This is a genomic window from Noviherbaspirillum denitrificans (assembly GCF_002211445.1).
Classification (GTDB): domain Bacteria; phylum Pseudomonadota; class Gammaproteobacteria; order Burkholderiales; family Burkholderiaceae_D; genus Noviherbaspirillum; species Noviherbaspirillum denitrificans.
On record NZ_LSTO01000001.1, the window covers coordinates 3,411,979 to 3,427,895 of the forward strand.

Sequence of the window (15,917 nt, forward strand, 5' to 3'; positions counted from 1 at the left end):
CGGCCGAACTCAGCCGCCGCCTGAGTGTCCGCATGGCGATGGAAAAAAGCCTGCGCGATGCGCTTGCACGCGACGAGTTCGAACTGCATTACCAGCCGCGCATCGAATTGCAGAGCGGGCGCGTGATCGGACTGGAAGCGCTGATCCGGTGGCGCCATCCTGAAATGGGCCTGCTGCCGCCGCTGCAATTTATCCCGATCGCGGAAGAGGTCGGCCTGATCGAACAGATTGGCGAATGGGTGGTGCGATCGGCATGCCGGCAACACGAAGCATGGCGGCAGCAGGGTCTGCTGCACGGACCGGTTTCCATCAACATTTCTGCCAGCCAGTTCATCAAGCCGGGCTTTGCCGATGCCATCGCGCAGATCCTGCGTGAGACCGGGGTGCCGTCGGGCCAGCTTGAACTTGACCTCAAGGAATCGTTGCTGATGCACGACCCTGCCGATTCCATGCGCGTGCTCGACGAACTCAAGCGGACCGGGGTGGGCTTGTCCATCGACGATTTCGGAACGGGATTTTCCAACCTCGGCTTCCTCAAGCGCTTTCCGGTTGACAGGATCAAGCTTGATCCGAGTTTCGTGCGCGAGGTACTGAGTCATCCGGACGACCTTGCCGTCACCGATGCCGTCATCACGATGGCGCACAAACTGGGCATGAAAGTGGCCGTGGAGGGTGTCGAAAGCGGCAGCCAGCTTGCCTTGCTGGCGGAGCACGGATGCGACGAGATGCAGGGCGATTACTTCAGCCCGGCCTTGCCGGTCGATCTATGCACGGCACTGCTGCAGGAGCGGCGCGAACTTCCGGAAGACAAGCGACGTCGCCAGAGTGCCGGCCGGACCTTGCTGCTGATCGCGGGAGGCGCCGCGCCCATCCTGCTTCCGGAGGGCGCATCTTGCCGCCTGATCCAGGCGAGCAATGCAGTGACGGCATTCGACATCCTCGCTTCCGAGGAGGTTAGTGTCGTGGTCTGCGAACAGGACATGCATGGCATGAGCGGTGTGGAATTCCTCGGTCGCATCAGCCGGATGTATCCGCGCACGGTGCGCATCATGTGCAGCGACAACAGCGACGCCGCGCTGGTCGAGGATGCGGTCAATGTGGGCAATGTGTTCCGGTTTGTCCGCAAACCGCGCAGCGGCGAAGAACTCGCGGCAACCCTGGAAGCCGCTTTCGCGCATCACGAAAGCGGAGCGGCAAGGCACTAGCCGGCGAGCGTATTCGCCCGCGCGATGGCGTGCGTCAGGTCTTCCACGCAGTTTTCCGATCCCAGCCGGTCAAGGAAGCCGGTACGGCGCATCAGGCTGAGCGGCTGATGGTTCAGGCCGCACAGGATCAGCGTGCAGCCATTCTTCTGCAGCGTCTTGAGCACCGTTTCCAGCGCGTCGAGACCGGTCGTGTCGAGGTTGATGAGCTGGGTCATCTTCAGGATCATCACTTTTCCCGGATCGCTTTCCGGCTGGCCCAACACCTCGATCTTGCCGACCGCGCCGAAAAACAGTGAGCCGAAAATCGAATATGCCACCACGCCCGGTGCCGGCCAGACCGGCAGTGCCGGCGCGGGAATCTTCTCGACCTGCGTCAGGCTCGACACGCGGTAAATGAAGAACACGCAGGCCAGCACCAGCCCCACCTCGACGGCCACGGTCAGATCGAAAATCACCGTCAACAGGAAGGTCGACAGCACCAGGATCCGGTAATTCATCGAGAAGTCCATCAACCTGCGGAACTCGTGCCATTCGCCCATGTTGTAGGCGACGTGCAGCAGGATGGCCGCGAGCGCCGCCAGCGGCACATTGGTGGCCAGCGGCGCGGCAGCCAGCACGATCACCAGCAGCGACAGCGCGTGCACGATGCCGGCGATGGGCGAGGTGGCGCCGGTGCGGATGTTGGTCACCGTACGTGCGATCGTTCCGGTGGCGGGAATGCCGCCGAAGAAGGGGACGATGAAATTGGCTGCGCCCTGCGCCATCAATTCCTGGTTCGGATCGTGCCGCTGCCCGGTAATGTTGTCCGCCACCCGCGCGCACAGCAGCGATTCGATGGCGCCAAGCAGCGCGATGGTGATGGTCGGGGCGAAGAGTTGTTTGACCACTTCCCAGGTGAGAGGCGGCAGCTGGAGCGATGGCAGCGCCTGCGGAATGCCGCCGAAGCGCGATCCGATGGTTTCGACCGGCAGGTCAAAGACGGTGACCGCCGTCGTCCCCAGCACAAGGACCAGGATCGGGCTGGGAATGGGTTTGAGAATGCTCGCCAGGCGAGGGAAGCGGAAGGCCTTGGGCGAGCCGTCCGGATTGTTGCGGAACACGGCCGGCCAGCTGAACATCAGCACCAGCGCCCCGACCGCAATGGCGACGGTGATCGGCTCCACGGTATGTGCATGGGCCAGCAGGACCTTGATCTGCGCAAAGAAATCGCCAGGCATTTTCGCAATCGACAACCCGAAGAAATCCTTGAGCTGCGAGAGGGCGATCAACACCGCGATGCCGTTGGTGAAGCCGATCACGATAGGCACCGGGATATAGCGTATCCAGGTGCCAATACGGAACACCCCCATTGCAAACAGCAGGACACCCGCACAGATGGTGGACATTAGCAGCCCGCCGAGGCCGTATTTTTCGATGATGCCGTAGATGATGACGATGAAGGCACCGGCCGGCCCGCCGATCTGTACGCGCGAGCCGCCGAGCGCGGAAATCAGGAAGCCGCCGATGATGGCGGTAAAGATGCCAGCCTCCGGTTTGGCGCCCGACGCGATGGCGAAGGCCATCGCCAGCGGCAGGGCGACAATGCCGACCGTCAGTCCGGCGGCAACGTCATGCGTAAAGCGCGTCTTGTTGTAAGCCTTGAGTGCGTCCACCAGCGCCGGACGAAAGCGGAGGCTGGAAATCTTCATGCCGCGGAGCTCCCTTGATGCCTTCTTGTTGTTGTAGGCAGGACAGATGCCCTGCATCGTGGATTCTGTGCGTTTGCCAGGCGGCGCGCCATCAATTGCCCAGTACCCGGCGCATGACCATCGGCGCGGGTTCGATCGGGTTGGCGTGGGTGTATTCGAGCTCGGGGGCGAGCTCGAAGCCATACGCGGAATACAGGTCGAGCAGGCGCTCCTGGTCGGCGCGCACGGCGAGGCGCAGCTCGCGGACATCAGCGGCGAACGCGCGGTGGATCACTGCTTCGAGGAGGTGTTGCGACAGGTGTTCGCCGCGGTAAGAGGGCAGGACGCCCATGCGCGTGATTTCCCAGACGTCGGGTTCGTGATCCAGCGGCACCCAGCGCACCGACCCGATCGCCGCGTCATCACGCAGCAGGATGAAGGCGCCGCCGCTTTGCAAGTCCTGCAGCACGCGGACTGCCGTTTCGCGGTGGCCACTCGAGGTAACGGCCACCTTGCCTGCCCAGCATGCGCGTGTCAGCTCGGCTATGAGCTGGGCGTCATCGAGGTTTGCTTCGCGGACCACGATATTCATGGCATCCGCGCTCCCGATGACCGGCAACTGGGCAATTCTCCGGCAGGCATGGCTTAACGGACCCGCATGCCAGGTTCTGCGCCCGGCCACGGATTCAGGACATAAATGCCCGGATTGGACTTTTCATCGGCTGCCGACGCGGCCAGCACCATGCCCTCGGAGACGCCGAACTTCATCTTGCGCGGCGCGAGGTTGGCCACCATCACGGTCAGCTTGCCGACCAGGTCCTCTGGCTTGTAAGACGACTTGATGCCCGAGAACACGTTGCGCGTACGGCCTTCACCTACGTCGAGCGTCAGGCGCAGCAGCTTGTCGGAGCCGTCGACGTGTTCGCAGTTCACGATCTTTGCAATGCGCAGGTCGATCTTGGCGAAATCGTCGATCTTGATTTCCGCAGCGAGCGGTTCGATATTCGTTGCCGGCTCTTCCGCCTTCTCTGCGGCAGGCGCCGCAGCCGGGATGTCGAACAGCGCATCCAGCATCTTCGGATCGACACGCTGCATCAGGTGCTCGAAGGTGCCGATCGTGGCCGGGCTATTCTGCAGGTCGGCCCAGGTCAGGTCGCGTTCGATGCCGAACAGCTTCGATACCTTCCGCGCCAGTTCCGGCAGGATCGGGGCGAGGTAGATCGTCAGGCAGTAGAAGCTGCGCAGCAGGTTGCTGCACACATCCTGCAGCTCCTGGTCGTTGGCCGGATTCTTCGCCAGTTCCCAGGGCTTCTTGGTGTCCACGTACTGGTTGACCTCGTCGGCGAGCGACATGATCTGGCGGATCGCCTTGCCGAACTCGCGTGCCTCGAAGGCTTCCTTGATGTCGTTTTCCTGTTCGCCGAAGCGCAGGCGCCAGGTCATCGCCTCGCCGCCGGTAATCGGATCGCTCAGCTTGCCGCCGAAACGCTTGGTGATGAAGCCCGCTGCCCGGCTGGCGATGTTCACGTACTTGCCGATCAGGTCGGAGTTGACGCGCGACACAAAGTCATCCGGGTTGAAATCGACGTCTTCCACCTTCGCATTCAGCTTGGCCGCAATGTAGTAGCGCAGCCATTCCGGGTTCATGCCGATATCGAGGTAGCGCAGCGGAGAAATGCCGGTGCCGCGGGACTTCGACATCTTCTCGCCGGATACCGTGATGAAGCCATGCACGAACACATTGGTCGGCACCTTCAGGCCCGAGAACTTCAGCATTGCCGGCCAGAACAGGGTGTGGAAGTAGATGATGTCCTTGCCGATGAAGTGATACTGCTCGGTGGAGTTGTCCTCCATGAAAGCCTGGTAGTCGCGGCCGGTCTTGTCGAAGTAGTTCTTCAGCGAGGCCAGGTAGCCCACCGGCGCATCCAGCCAGACGTAGAAGTACTTGCCCGGCGCATCCGGAATTTCAATGCCGAAATACGGCGCGTCGCGGCTGATATCCCAGTCGCCGAGGCCTTCCTCGCTCTCCAGCCATTCCTTGGCCTTGTTGACGACTTCCGGCTGCAGGCGGTTGGGCGACTGCGTCCATTCGCGCAGGAATTCGACGCACTTGGGATTCGACAGCTGGAAGAAATAATGCTCGGACGACTTCATCACCGGCGTCGCGCCCGTCAGCGTCGAATACGGGTTCTTCAGCTCGGTCGGCGCGTACACCGCGCTGCACACCTCGCAGGAATCGCCGTACTGATCCTTGGCGCCGCACTTCGGGCACTCGCCCTTGATGTAGCGGTCCGGCAGGAACATGCTCTTGACCGGGTCGAAAAACTGCTCGATGGTCTTGGTGGTGATCAGTTTCGAATGGTCGCGCAGGCGGCGGTACAGGTCCTGCGACAGCTGGTGGTTTTCCGGCGCATCGGTGGAGTGCCAGTTGTCGAAGCTGATGTGGAAGCCGTCCAGGTACTGCTTGCGGCCGGCCGCAATGCGGGCGACGAATTCCTGCGGCGTCACGCCGGCTTTCTCGGCGGCGATCATGATCGGCGCGCCGTGCGCGTCGTCGGCACCGACGAAATGCACCTCGTTGCCTTGCATCCGCTGGAACCTGACCCAGATGTCGGCCTGGATATATTCCATGATGTGGCCGATGTGGAACGCGCCGTTGGCGTAGGGCAGGGCAGTGGTGACAAACAGCTTGCGATGCGAAGTGGTGCTCATTTGGCAATAATGCTTGGAGAAATAAAACAGCCATTTTAGCAGCGCGGGGGCGTATAAAGCAGGTCCGCAGTGTCAAACCCCGGCAGGATCGGCCCCGAATTGGTTTAGACTTGCTGTTACAAAATTCAGGAGAAACAATGAGTATTACCGTTGAGGCCGTCAAAGCGGCCCTGTCCCAGGTCATCGATCCGAACACCGGCAAGGACCTCGTTACGGGCAAATCCGTGAAAAACGTTCAGGTCAACGGCGCCGACGTCAAGTTTGATGTCGAGCTCGGCTATCCAGCGAAGAGCCAGATCGCTCCGATTCACCTGATGGCAGTTGATGCCGTCCGCCAGCTCGCCGGCATCGGCCGCGTCGAAGCGAACGTTTATTCGAAAATCATTCCCCATGCGGTGCAGCGGGGCGTCAAGCTGATGTCCAACGTCAAGAACATCATCGCCGTCGCTTCCGGCAAGGGCGGGGTGGGCAAGTCGACCACCGCCGTCAACCTGGCCTTGGCGCTGGCTGCGGAAGGCGCGCAGGTCGGCATCCTCGACGCCGACATCTATGGCCCCTCGCAACCGATGATGATGGGCATTTCCGGCCAGCCGGAATCGCTCGACGGCAAGACCATGGAGCCGCTGGAAAATTACGGCGTGCAGGTCTCCTCCATCGGTTTCATGATCGACCCCGACCAGCCCATGGTCTGGCGCGGTCCGATGGTCACCCAGGCGCTGCAGCAGCTGCTGGAGCAGACCAACTGGCGCAACCTCGATTACCTGATCGTTGACATGCCTCCAGGCACCGGCGACATCCAGCTCACGCTGTCGCAGCGGGTGCCGGTAACCGGCGCGGTGATCGTCACCACGCCGCAGGACATCGCGCTGCTCGATGCGCGCAAAGGCCTGAAGATGTTCGAAAAGGTCGACATTCCCATCCTCGGCATCGTCGAAAACATGAGCATCCACGTCTGCTCGAATTGCGGCCACGCGGAGCCGATCTTCGGCGCCGGTGGCGGCGAAAAGATGTGCAAGGAATACGGGGTGGAATTCCTTGGCGCCTTGCCGTTGACCATGGCGATCCGCGAGCAGACCGACTCCGGCAAGCCGACTGTCGTGGCCGATCCGGACGGGCAGGTTGCCCGGATGTACAAGGAAATCGCGCGCAAGGTCGCCGTCAAGGTGGCGGAAAAAGCCAAGGACATGACCAGCAAGTTCCCGAGCATTGTCATCAAGAACGACTGACGACAAGGTAAAATAACGGTTTTTCCGATTCCACGGCTTTGGCGATCCAAGGCCGTTTTTATTTGAATTGCCATGACAGTCCGCACACGCTTCGCACCCAGCCCGACCGGCTACCTCCATCTCGGCGGCGCGCGCACCGCGCTATTTTCCTGGGCCTTTGCCCGCCACCACGGCGGCGCCTTCATCCTGCGCATCGAAGACACCGACCTGGAGCGCTCGACGCCAGAGGCGGTGCAGGCGATCCTCGACGGCATGAACTGGCTCGGCCTGCAGCACGACGAAGGTCCGTTCTACCAGATGAAGCGCATGGACCGCTATCGCGAGGTGGTGGCGCAGATGCTGGAAGCGGGCACCGCCTATCACTGCTACTGCACGCCGGATGAAGTGGAAGCGATGCGCGAGCGCATGCGCGCCGCCGGCGAAAAGCCGCGCTATGACGGCACTTGGCGTCCGGAGCCGGGCAAGACCCTGCCATCAGTGCCGGAAGGCCGCAAGCCGGTCGTGCGCTTCAAGAATCCGCTCGACGGCGACGTCAGCTGGAACGACATGGTGAAGGGTACGATCACCATTTCCAACCGCGAGCTGGACGACCTCGTGATTGCGCGCCCGGACGGCACGCCGACCTACAACTTCTGCGTGGCAGTCGACGACTGGGACATGAAAATGACCCACGTGATCCGCGGCGACGACCATGTCAACAACACGCCCCGCCAGATCAACATCCTGCGTGCGCTCGGCGCGCCGCTGCCGGAATACGGCCATGTGCCGATGATCCTTGGCGCCGACGGCGAGAAGCTGTCCAAGCGCCACGGCGCGGTCAGCGTGATGGACTATCCGGCGCAGGGCTACCTGCCGGAGGCAATGCTCAACTACCTGGCGCGCCTCGGCTGGAGCCATGGCGACGACGAAATCTTCTCGATGGAACAGTTCTGCCAGTGGTTCGACGTCGATCACCTGAACAGTTCGCCGGCGCAGTTCAACCCCGAGAAGCTCGCGTGGCTGAACAACCACTACATCAAGCTGGCCGATAACGTCCGTCTCGAAGGACTGGTTCGCCCTGTCATGGAAAAGGAAGGCGCGAAATTCGACGGCGCGCCTCCGCTGCAGCAGGTGATCGCGCTGATGAAGGAGCGCGCGAACACGATCAACGAACTCGGCGACGCCGCGATGCTGTTCTACCGCGAGCCGAATCCTGATCCGGCACTGGTCACCCAGCACATCACCGACGCCGTGAAGCCGGCGCTCGCGCAATTCACCGAAGCCTGCAAGTCCATCGAATGGAACAAGGCGACGATTTCCGCGACGACCAAGGAAGTGCTGGCCGCGCACAAGCTGAAGATGCCGCAGCTCGCCATGCCGCTGCGCCTGATCGTGACCGGCCAGTTGCAGACGCCGTCGATCGATGCGGTGCTGGAGCTGTTTGGCCGTGACACGGTTGTCGCTCGCCTGCAGAAATTTCTCTGATAAATTTTCTCGAAGAGGATTTACATTCGAGAAAAAATTTTGCTATACTCTCGTTTCTTCGCACACGGGGGTATAGCTCAGCTGGGAGAGCGCTTGCATGGCATGCAAGAGGTCAGCGGTTCGATCCCGCTTACCTCCACCAGCGACAACGCAGTGCGTTGTAAAAGAAATATAATAGGCTGCAGTATCGACAGTTTTCTGTCCCCATCGTCTAGAGGCCTAGGACATCACCCTTTCACGGTGAGTACCGGGGTTCGAATCCCCGTGGGGACGCCACATTAAACGCCACGCATCTGCGTGGCGTTTTTCTTTTTGCCGTCGCACAATACATCTCTTCCTTGTGGTTTGCGCCGCATGACACGTCCACAATCCCTCGCCCTGTTCTGCAAGGTCGTCGACAACTTCGGCGACATTGGCATCTGCTGGCGTCTTGCCAGGCAATTGCAGCAGGAGCATGGCATCGATGTCGCCTTATGGGTCGATGACTTGAGGAGCTTCCAGCGCATCTGCCCTGAAGTCGCCATCAATGCGGACGTGCAGCAGCTGGCCGGCGTGACCGTGCGCCACTGGCGCGACCAGGAGGGTGAATTCTCGGCGAGTGATGTTGCCGATATCGTCATCGAATTCTTTGGTGTCGATATCCCGCCGGGCTACATCACCGCAATGGCGCAGCGCGAGCCGCGCCCGGCATGGTTCAATCTGGAAGGGCTGAGCGCCGAAGAGTGGGTGGAGGGCTGCCATACCTTGCCGTCCCCACATCCGCGCCTGCCGCTGAAGAAGCATTTTTTCTTCCCTGGATTCACAAGCAAGACAGGCGGACTGCTGCATGAAGCCGCGCTCGAAGGGCAGCGTGAGCAATTCCAGTCCGATCAGGCGACCATGGCGGCATTCATGGCGCAGTTTGGCGTGACACCTGAAGAAATGGCGTCACTGAAGGTCTCTCTGTTTTGCTATCCGCACGCGCCGGTTCCGAAATTGTTTGAGGCATGGCAGGACGGCGACACCGCCGTGACCTGCGTGGTACCGCAAGGTGTTGCAGCCGACGCGGTTCGGACATTCCTTGGTATGGATGCAAAACCGGGGGCCGTCCGCACAGTTGGCGCGCTCACCGTGCGTGTCCTGCCGTTTGTCGCGCAGCCTGACTACGACAAGCTCCTGTGGGCATGCGATCTGAACTTCGTGCGCGGCGAGGATTCTTTCGTACGCGCGCAGTGGGCGGGCAAGCCTTTCATCTGGCATATCTACCCTCAGGACAAGGACCTGCATCACGTCAAGCTGCGTGCTTTCCTCGGCCGGTTTGCTCCTGCCTTGCAAAGCCTGAACGCCGTGTCGCTGGCATGGAACGGAGCCGAGGACGCCGGGTCCGGCTGGCCGGCATTATGGGCGCAATTCCATGCCGAAATGCCAATCATCGGCGCCAGGACAGCCGATTGGCGCAGCGAAATGCTGGCAAACGGGGACATGACATCCCAATTGCTGAAGTTTGAGGAATTCCTCCGCTCAGCGCGGGGGTAAAACAGGGTACAATCCGCGCTTAATCGATATCTGAACCGTTTGATCTGGATCAAGCGCGTGCTTGAGGCAGTGTTTGCCGCGAGACGAAGATAGTTTTCAAGCAACTTATTTTTTTCGATCACTCCTATGAAATTTGCAAAAGAAGTTCGTGTTGGCAATATCATCATGGTTGAAGGCAAGCCTTTCATCGTGCTGCGCTCCGACGTCAACGGTTCGAGCCGTACCGGTTTCACTTACAAGTGGAAGATGAAGAACCTGCTGACCAGCGCACCGCTGGAAAGCGTATTCCGCGGTGACGACAAGTTCGACGTCGTGGTGCTGGACAAGAAAGAAGCCACTTACTCGTACTTCGCCGACCCGCTGTACGTGTTCATGGACGCCGACTACAACCAGTACGAAGTTGAAGGCGAGAACATGGGCGACGCGCTGAACTACCTCGAAGACGGCATGGCATGTGAAGTCGTTTTCTACGACGGCAAGCCGATCTCTGTCGAACTGCCGACCACCATCGTGCGCGAAGTGACCTACACCGAGCCGGCCGTCAAGGGCGACACCTCGGGCAAGGTACTGAAGCCGGCCAAGATCTCCACCGGTTTCGAAATCCCGGTTCCGCTGTTCGTGGAAATCGGCGACAAGATCGAAATCGACACCCGCACGGGTGAATACAAGAGCCGCAGCAAGTAATCGGCTTTTTGTCCAGAAAAAGCGCTGCCGGATTCCTGCAGCGCTTTTTTTATTGCGCCACAAATCCAACAGATTGGCAGTGCGGGCTCGCCGTTTTTGCAATGCCAGGGCCCGGCGTATACACTGTGCGGCGTTGCCCGGAGCAATGGCAGAGGCGACATAGAATCGTTCACAGACAGGGAGAAAGTCGAATGAAGAAGATCCGCGGTTTAGGCGTGGCCATTTCGGTATGCATTCTCGCAGGCTGTTCGTCCACCGGGTTCAAGCTTCCCGACTGGGTGCCGTCGTTCACGACGGCGCAGCCTGAACCTGCTCCCCAGCCGCCTGCAAAGCCGCGCAACGGATCTGTCATCAGTGACAATGAGGGAGAGGCTATCCTCCAGACCGTCGATTTTCGTCCGGGCACGTCGTCGGCCACCGTCGAGCGCCTTGCAAAGCGCTTCGGTTGCACGGGTTCCATGGGTGCCGGCCTGGTTACGGACAAGGGACCGGTGGAGGTGTACCGGATGAAATGCGACAACGGCACGATATTCATGGCGCAATGCGAACTGCGGCAATGCCGTCCGATGCGCTAAACATCGACGCAATCCGCTGCAAATAAAAATGGCACAGTCACCTGTGCCATTTTTTTTGGCAGTGCAACCAGTCTTACTCGTCCTTTGCAACCTGCAGGATCAGCTTGCCGAAGTTTTTGCCTTCAAACAGCATGAGCAGGGTTTCCGGGAAGTTGTCGAGGCCTTCGACGATATCCTCGCGCGTCTTGAACGTGCCTTCCTTCATCCACTTCGCCATCTCCGCCACCCCAAGGTGGTAGCGGTCTGCATAATCGAACACCACGATGCCTTCCATGCGTGCACGGTTGACCAGCAGCGACAGGTAATTGGCTGGCCCCTTCACAGGGGTCGTGTTGTTGTATTGGGAAATGGCGCCGCAAATGATGATGCGTGCCTTCATATTGATGCGGGTGAGCACATCGTCCAGGATGTCGCCGCCCACATTGTCGAAATAGACGTCCACACCTTTCGGGCAGTGCTGCTTCAGTCCTTCGCGCACTGAGCCGCTCTTGTAGTCGATGCAAGCGTCGAAGCCGAGTTCGTTCACGACGAAATCGCACTTGTCCTTGCCGCCTGCGATACCAACCACGCGGCAGCCCTTGTGCTTCGCAACCTGGCCGACCGTTTGCCCGACCGCGCCTGCGGCGCCGGAGACAACCACGGTTTCACCAGCCTTGGGTTGGCCGACTTCGAGCAGGCCGAAATAGGCGGTCATACCGGGCATGCCGAGCGCATTCAGGTACTTGGGCAGCGGCGCCGCCTTCGGGTCTACCTTGTAAATGCCAGCACCCTTGTCGTCAGCCGGTCCGGTCCAGTACTCCTGCACGCCAATGACGCCGGAGACATAGTCGCCGACCGCAAATTTCGGCGACTTCGATGCCACCACCTTGCCGATGCCGCCGGCGCGCATGACTTCATCAATCGCGACCGGGCGGATGTAGGACTTGCCCTCATTCATCCAGCCGCGCATGGCGGGATCGAGCGAAAGGTACAAGGTCTTGACGGTGATTTCGCCGTCAGCAAGCGCGCGCACGGGCTCCGAGACGAAATTCCAGTCGCTGCGCTTGGGCATGCCCACAGGGCGGGCAGCGAGGCGGACCTGGCGGTTGGTAAGGGTGGTTGTCATCTTGTCTCCTTCACGGAATGGTTAGACGGCCCATCATACATGAAAATGAACGGTCGTACTTTTTTGCAAAAGTGTAACAGATTCAAACATTCCGGAATTCACCGGAACTTTCCCAAGGTCACATAGACCAAGTGAGGAGCCGCAACATTGCTGTGGCTTAAGAGGCGGGGAGGCCGCAAGTCTGGCTCTTACTCCTGCAGAGCAAACGCTCGTGAAGTGTTGCCACGTTTTCGACGCGATGGGAATGCTTGAAGCGTTTCCATGACATCGCAAACAGTTTTTAACTTTCGCACTATTTTTTGGAGATAACATGCTTCGTTCCGAAACACTCTTTGGCAAGCGCGATACCAACACGCCAAATTCGCCCCTCAGCACCGCCAGCGGCATCGTCCCGACCGGTACTTCGGGTATCTCCAAGCCGATTACTTCCACTACCACTGCAACCGACACACCCGCCAGCACCAGCGAGGGCGGCAGCAAGCTGATCGTCGGGCCGAATATCAAGCTCAAGGGCGTTGAAATCACCGATTGCGACACGCTGTGCGTCGAAGGCCGTGTCGAAGCCACCATCGATTCCCGTGTCATTCAGATCGCCGAGCGCGGCGCGTTCAAGGGTTCTGCCGAGATCGACATCGCCGAAATCCACGGCGAATTCGATGGCGAACTGACCGTGCGCCAGAAGCTGGTCATCTATTCGACCGGCAAGGTTTCCGGCAAGGTCCGCTACGGCAAGGTCGTGATCGAAGAGGGCGGCCAGCTGTCCGGCGACATCCAGGTTGGCACCACTGCTGCTGCCGGCAACAAGGGCCTGTCCGTCGCCAAGGTCGGCTAAGCCACACTAAAAATACCCGAGGGGCGCTGCCCGGCGCCACCTTTCTTGCCCGGATACCGCTTGCGCGGCTCCGGGTTTTTTGTTTGTCCGCGCATGCCGTGCGACAATAACGCCTTTCGCCTTTCGCCTGTCGCACTGCCATCATGACCACGACGTACCCGGAATACATTCTTACCCTGTCCTGCCCCGACCATCGCGGCATTGTCCATCGCGTATCCGGCTTCCTCGCCGAGCATGGCTGCAATATCATCGACTCGGCGCAGTTCGGCGACGCGCAATCGCAGCTGTTCTTCATGCGCGTGCATTTTGCCGCGGAGGATGCGGCGGTGAGCGATGCACAGCTGCGTGCCGATTTCGATATCGTGGCCAAGGAACTGCGGATGGAAGCGCAACTGCACGACGCCCGCAAGAAGCCGCGCGTCATGCTGATGGTGTCGAAGATCGGCCACTGCCTGAACGACCTGCTGTTCCGCTACAAGAGCGGCCTGCTGCCGGTGGAGATCCCGGCCATTGTGTCCAACCATACGGACTTCTATCAGCTATCGGCGAGCTACAACATTCCCTTCCACCATCTGCCGCTGGCAACCGGCGCTTCGGCCGAGGCCAAGCGCGCGCAGGAAGAGCGCATCCTCGAGATCGTCAGGAACAACGACATCGACCTCGTCGTGCTCGCACGCTACATGCAGATCCTGTCGCCGCAACTGTGCGAAGCGCTGAAGGGCAGGGCGATCAATATCCACCACTCCTTCCTGCCCAGCTTCAAGGGTGCGAAACCGTACTACCAGGCGCACGACCGTGGCGTGAAGCTGATCGGCGCGACCGCGCATTTCGTTACCGGCGACCTTGACGAAGGCCCGATCATCGAGCAGGACGTCGAGCGGGTTGATCATTCGATGGAGCCGGAAACATTGACCGCGATCGGTCGCGACGTGGAGTGCGTGGTGCTGGCGCGTGCGGTGAAGTGCTTTGTCGAACACCGCATCCTGCTGAACGGGCACAAGACGGTGGTGTTCAAGTAAGCGGTATTCAGCAGAATTGAAAAGGGCGGGTGCGCAATGCGGACCCGCCCTTTTTGCTTGTGCCGTGTTCGTTTAGGCAAGCACGCGTTGAAGCCAGGCGCCGATGTCCGCGATTTCTTCTTCGCACACCGAATGGTCCATCGGGTAGGTATGCCATTCGACTTCATAGCCAAGCGTCTGCAGGAAGTCGCGCGACATCTCCGCGCGTTGCACTGGGACGATCGGGTCACTACGGCCATGGGCGAGGAAAACCGGGGTGTCCTGGTTGGCCGCATGGCGTTCTGCCGGCAGCTTGGTATGGATGGGCAGGTAGCCGGAAAGGCCCAGCAGGCCGGCAAGCTTCTCCGGATGGCGCAGGCCGGTTTGCAGCGTCATCGCGCAACCTTGGGAGAACCCGGCGAGGACGATGCGCCCGGCCGGGATGCCGCGCGCCTTTTCCCGTGCGATCAGTTCTTCGACCAGCATCTGCGACTTGCGCAGGCCGGCCTCGTCTTCACGATTGGTCAGGTCGGTGCCGAGAATGTCGTACCACGCGCGCATCACGTAGCCGTAATTGATCGTCACCGGCATTGTGGGAGCATGCGGGAAGATGAAGCGGATCGCCGGGCAGCCGGAAAGGTCGAGTTCCCGCACGATGGGCACGAAGTCGTTGCCATCGGCGCCAAGGCCGTGCAGCCAGATCACCGCCGCCGTGGGATTGGGGCCGCTTTCGATCTCGATGGATTCCAGGCTCGGTGTCGTCATGTCATTTCTGGCGGATCGCCGACTTCGGGCGGAAGGCCTTGCACACCGCTTCGTTGGTCTCGATGTACGGCCCGCCGATCAGGTCGATGCAATAGGGAACGGCTGCAAAGATGCCGGGCACCAGCTGCTTGCCGTCCGCGTCCTTCAGGCCTTCCAGCGTCTCCTTGATGGATTTCGGCTGGCCGGGAAGGTTCATGATGAGGGCAGCGCGACCGGTGGTTTCGCGGATCACTGCGACCTGGCGCGAAAGGATCGCCGTCGGCACGAACTTCAGGCTGATCTGGCGCATCTGCTCGCCGAAGCCGGGCATTTCCTTCGTGCCCACGGCCAGCGTCGCTTCCGGTGTCACGTCGCGGCGCGACGGGCCGGTGCCTCCGGTGGTGAGCACAAGGTCGCAGCCGACTTCGTCGACCAGTTCGACGAGGGTTTTTTCGATCTCCCTCTGTTCGTCCGGAATCAGGCGGGTTTCCATCTTCCACGGGCTCGTCAGGGCGGCAGTGAACCAGTCGCGCAGGGCGGGTACGCCCTGGTCTTCATAGACGCCGCTGGAGGCCCGGTCGGAAATCGATACCAGGCCGATCAGCAGTTCGTCCGGATCAGTCTTCTTCAGCGTCGTCATTCTGTTCGTCGGCAGGTGCCTTGGCCTTGGATTGCTGCAGCTGCTTGAGGATCTGGAAAATCTCGCGGTAGGCCTTCGGCGGCTTGCTTTCCGCCTGCTCCTTGCGGGCGTTGCGGATCAGGGTGCGCAGTTGCTGCACGTCGGCTTCGGGGAATTCGGCCTTCAGGTCGGTCAGCGCCTTGTCGTCGGCCAGCAGCTTTTCGCGGCGGCGCTCCAGCGCATGCATCGCGGCGGTTTCGGCCTTGGAGGCGCCTTTCCAGCTGTCGATCACCGTCTGGATCGCCGCGATTTCGTCTTCTTCCAGCGTGCGCATCTTCTTGCCGACAAACTGCATCTGGCGGCGCCGTCCTTCGTGATCCTTGATCTTTTGACATTCCAGGATCGCGTCGCGCACGTCTTCCGGCATCGGCACGCGCATTACGCGGTCCTTGGGTTGGGAGACCAGTTCTTCGCCCAGATCCTGGAGCGCGGTCATTTCGCGTTTGAGCTGGGACTTGGAGGGGCGGTCGTACTTCTGTTCGAATTCGTCGGAGCGGAAGCCGACACCGCC

Annotated in this window: 15 protein-coding genes and 2 tRNA genes; 10 read left to right on the forward strand and 7 right to left on the reverse strand. The window is 60.6% G+C overall.

The genetic code is table 11. The features are described from left to right. Positions 1 to 1,205, forward strand: a 1,205-nt coding sequence (locus AYR66_RS28440) for an EAL domain-containing protein (protein ID WP_206047200.1), incomplete at its 5' end; no start/stop codon positions are given. Here the strand turns inward: AYR66_RS28440 and AYR66_RS16510 are convergent. From AYR66_RS16510 to metG, 3 genes are all read right to left on the reverse strand, one after another. Further along, positions 1,202 to 2,893, reverse strand: a complete 1,692-nt coding sequence (locus AYR66_RS16510; RefSeq protein WP_088709861.1) for a SulP family inorganic anion transporter — start codon at positions 2,891 to 2,893, stop codon at positions 1,202 to 1,204. The two genes, AYR66_RS28440 and AYR66_RS16510, sit on opposite strands and share 4 nt — an antisense overlap. Positions 2,894 to 2,984: 91 nt before the next feature. Then, positions 2,985 to 3,464 carry a GNAT family N-acetyltransferase gene (locus AYR66_RS16515; protein ID WP_088709862.1) on the reverse strand — a complete coding sequence of 160 codons (480 nt, stop codon included), beginning with the start codon at positions 3,462 to 3,464 and terminating at the stop codon, positions 2,985 to 2,987. Between the two features lie 53 nt (positions 3,465 to 3,517). Further along, positions 3,518 to 5,584 (reverse strand): methionine--tRNA ligase, encoded by a 2,067-nt coding sequence (gene metG, locus AYR66_RS16520; protein ID WP_088708413.1) that lies wholly within the window; start codon positions 5,582 to 5,584, stop codon positions 3,518 to 3,520. Between the two features lie 137 nt (positions 5,585 to 5,721). On the opposite strand from metG, the gene apbC reads away from it, so the two are divergent. From apbC to AYR66_RS16555, 7 genes are all read left to right on the forward strand, one after another. Beyond that, complete coding sequence (apbC, locus tag AYR66_RS16525; protein ID WP_088708414.1) at positions 5,722 to 6,810, forward strand: iron-sulfur cluster carrier protein ApbC; 1,089 nt, start codon at positions 5,722 to 5,724, stop codon at positions 6,808 to 6,810. A 72-nt stretch (positions 6,811 to 6,882) separates the two neighbouring features. Then, positions 6,883 to 8,274 carry a glutamate--tRNA ligase gene (gene gltX, locus AYR66_RS16530; protein ID WP_088708415.1) on the forward strand — a complete coding sequence of 464 codons (1,392 nt, stop codon included), beginning with the start codon at positions 6,883 to 6,885 and terminating at the stop codon, positions 8,272 to 8,274. Positions 8,275 to 8,340: 66 nt separating this feature from the next. Next, positions 8,341 to 8,416 (forward strand) — tRNA-Ala (locus AYR66_RS16535). Between the two features lie 58 nt (positions 8,417 to 8,474). Next, positions 8,475 to 8,550 (forward strand) — tRNA-Glu (locus AYR66_RS16540). Between the two features lie 78 nt (positions 8,551 to 8,628). After that, the gene (gene earP / locus AYR66_RS16545) at positions 8,629 to 9,789 is read left to right on the forward strand and encodes an elongation factor P maturation arginine rhamnosyltransferase EarP (protein ID WP_088708416.1); all 1,161 of its coding nucleotides are present in this window, start codon (positions 8,629 to 8,631) and stop codon (positions 9,787 to 9,789) included. 126 nt (positions 9,790 to 9,915) lie between these two features. Further along, positions 9,916 to 10,473 (forward strand): elongation factor P, encoded by a 558-nt coding sequence (gene efp / locus AYR66_RS16550; RefSeq protein ID WP_088708417.1) that lies wholly within the window; start codon positions 9,916 to 9,918, stop codon positions 10,471 to 10,473. Between the two features lie 191 nt (positions 10,474 to 10,664). Further along, positions 10,665 to 11,048 carry a hypothetical protein gene (locus AYR66_RS16555; RefSeq protein ID WP_234814921.1) on the forward strand — a complete coding sequence of 128 codons (384 nt, stop codon included), beginning with the start codon at positions 10,665 to 10,667 and terminating at the stop codon, positions 11,046 to 11,048. A 73-nt stretch (positions 11,049 to 11,121) separates the two neighbouring features. On the opposite strand, the gene AYR66_RS16560 is transcribed toward AYR66_RS16555, so the two are convergent. Beyond that, on the reverse strand, positions 11,122 to 12,153 hold the full coding sequence (locus tag AYR66_RS16560) for an NADP-dependent oxidoreductase (RefSeq protein WP_088708418.1): 1,032 nt from the start codon (positions 12,151 to 12,153) through the stop codon (positions 11,122 to 11,124). A 310-nt stretch (positions 12,154 to 12,463) separates the two neighbouring features. On the opposite strand from AYR66_RS16560, the gene AYR66_RS16565 reads away from it, so the two are divergent. Beyond that, a complete protein-coding gene (locus tag AYR66_RS16565; protein WP_088708419.1) occupies positions 12,464 to 12,985 on the forward strand; it encodes a bactofilin family protein in 522 nt (173 codons plus the stop codon). Between the two features lie 143 nt (positions 12,986 to 13,128). Then, complete coding sequence (gene purU / locus AYR66_RS16570; RefSeq protein ID WP_088708420.1) at positions 13,129 to 14,004, forward strand: formyltetrahydrofolate deformylase; 876 nt, start codon at positions 13,129 to 13,131, stop codon at positions 14,002 to 14,004. A gap of 72 nt (positions 14,005 to 14,076) precedes the next feature. Here the strand turns inward: purU and AYR66_RS16575 are convergent, their stop codons facing one another. From AYR66_RS16575 to yjgA, 3 genes are all read right to left on the reverse strand, one after another. Further along, the gene (locus AYR66_RS16575; RefSeq protein WP_088708421.1) at positions 14,077 to 14,748 is read right to left on the reverse strand and encodes an alpha/beta hydrolase; all 672 of its coding nucleotides are present in this window, start codon (positions 14,746 to 14,748) and stop codon (positions 14,077 to 14,079) included. A gap of 1 nt (position 14,749) precedes the next feature. After that, complete coding sequence (gene mog, locus AYR66_RS16580) at positions 14,750 to 15,367, reverse strand: molybdopterin adenylyltransferase (RefSeq protein WP_088708422.1); 618 nt, start codon at positions 15,365 to 15,367, stop codon at positions 14,750 to 14,752. After that, the coding region (yjgA, locus tag AYR66_RS16585) for a ribosome biogenesis factor YjgA (RefSeq protein WP_088709864.1) at positions 15,345 to 15,917 on the reverse strand (573 nt) is incomplete at its 5' end. The genes mog and yjgA, both read right to left, overlap by 23 nt.

Excerpts from the sequence above, each read along its gene's own strand:
- AYR66_RS16560 (WP_088708418.1), bottom strand. The coding sequence starts at position 12,153 with ATGACAACCACCCTTACCAACCGCCAGGTCCGCCTCGCTGCCCGCCCT.
- gltX (WP_088708415.1), top strand. The coding sequence starts at position 6,883 with ATGACAGTCCGCACACGCTTCGCACCCAGCCCGACCGGCTACCTCCAT.
- apbC (WP_088708414.1), top strand. The coding sequence starts at position 5,722 with ATGAGTATTACCGTTGAGGCCGTCAAAGCGGCCCTGTCCCAGGTCATC.
- AYR66_RS16565 (WP_088708419.1), top strand. The coding sequence starts at position 12,464 with ATGCTTCGTTCCGAAACACTCTTTGGCAAGCGCGATACCAACACGCCA.
- mog (WP_088708422.1), bottom strand. The coding sequence starts at position 15,367 with ATGACGACGCTGAAGAAGACTGATCCGGACGAACTGCTGATCGGCCTG.
- AYR66_RS16575 (WP_088708421.1), bottom strand. The coding sequence starts at position 14,748 with ATGACGACACCGAGCCTGGAATCCATCGAGATCGAAAGCGGCCCCAAT.
- AYR66_RS16515 (WP_088709862.1), bottom strand. The coding sequence starts at position 3,464 with ATGAATATCGTGGTCCGCGAAGCAAACCTCGATGACGCCCAGCTCATA.
- metG (WP_088708413.1), bottom strand. The coding sequence starts at position 5,584 with ATGAGCACCACTTCGCATCGCAAGCTGTTTGTCACCACTGCCCTGCCC.
- purU (WP_088708420.1), top strand. The coding sequence starts at position 13,129 with ATGACCACGACGTACCCGGAATACATTCTTACCCTGTCCTGCCCCGAC.
- AYR66_RS16510 (WP_088709861.1), bottom strand. The coding sequence starts at position 2,893 with ATGAAGATTTCCAGCCTCCGCTTTCGTCCGGCGCTGGTGGACGCACTC.
- AYR66_RS16555 (WP_234814921.1), top strand. The coding sequence starts at position 10,665 with ATGAAGAAGATCCGCGGTTTAGGCGTGGCCATTTCGGTATGCATTCTC.
- efp (WP_088708417.1), top strand. The coding sequence starts at position 9,916 with ATGAAATTTGCAAAAGAAGTTCGTGTTGGCAATATCATCATGGTTGAA.
- earP (WP_088708416.1), top strand. The coding sequence starts at position 8,629 with ATGACACGTCCACAATCCCTCGCCCTGTTCTGCAAGGTCGTCGACAAC.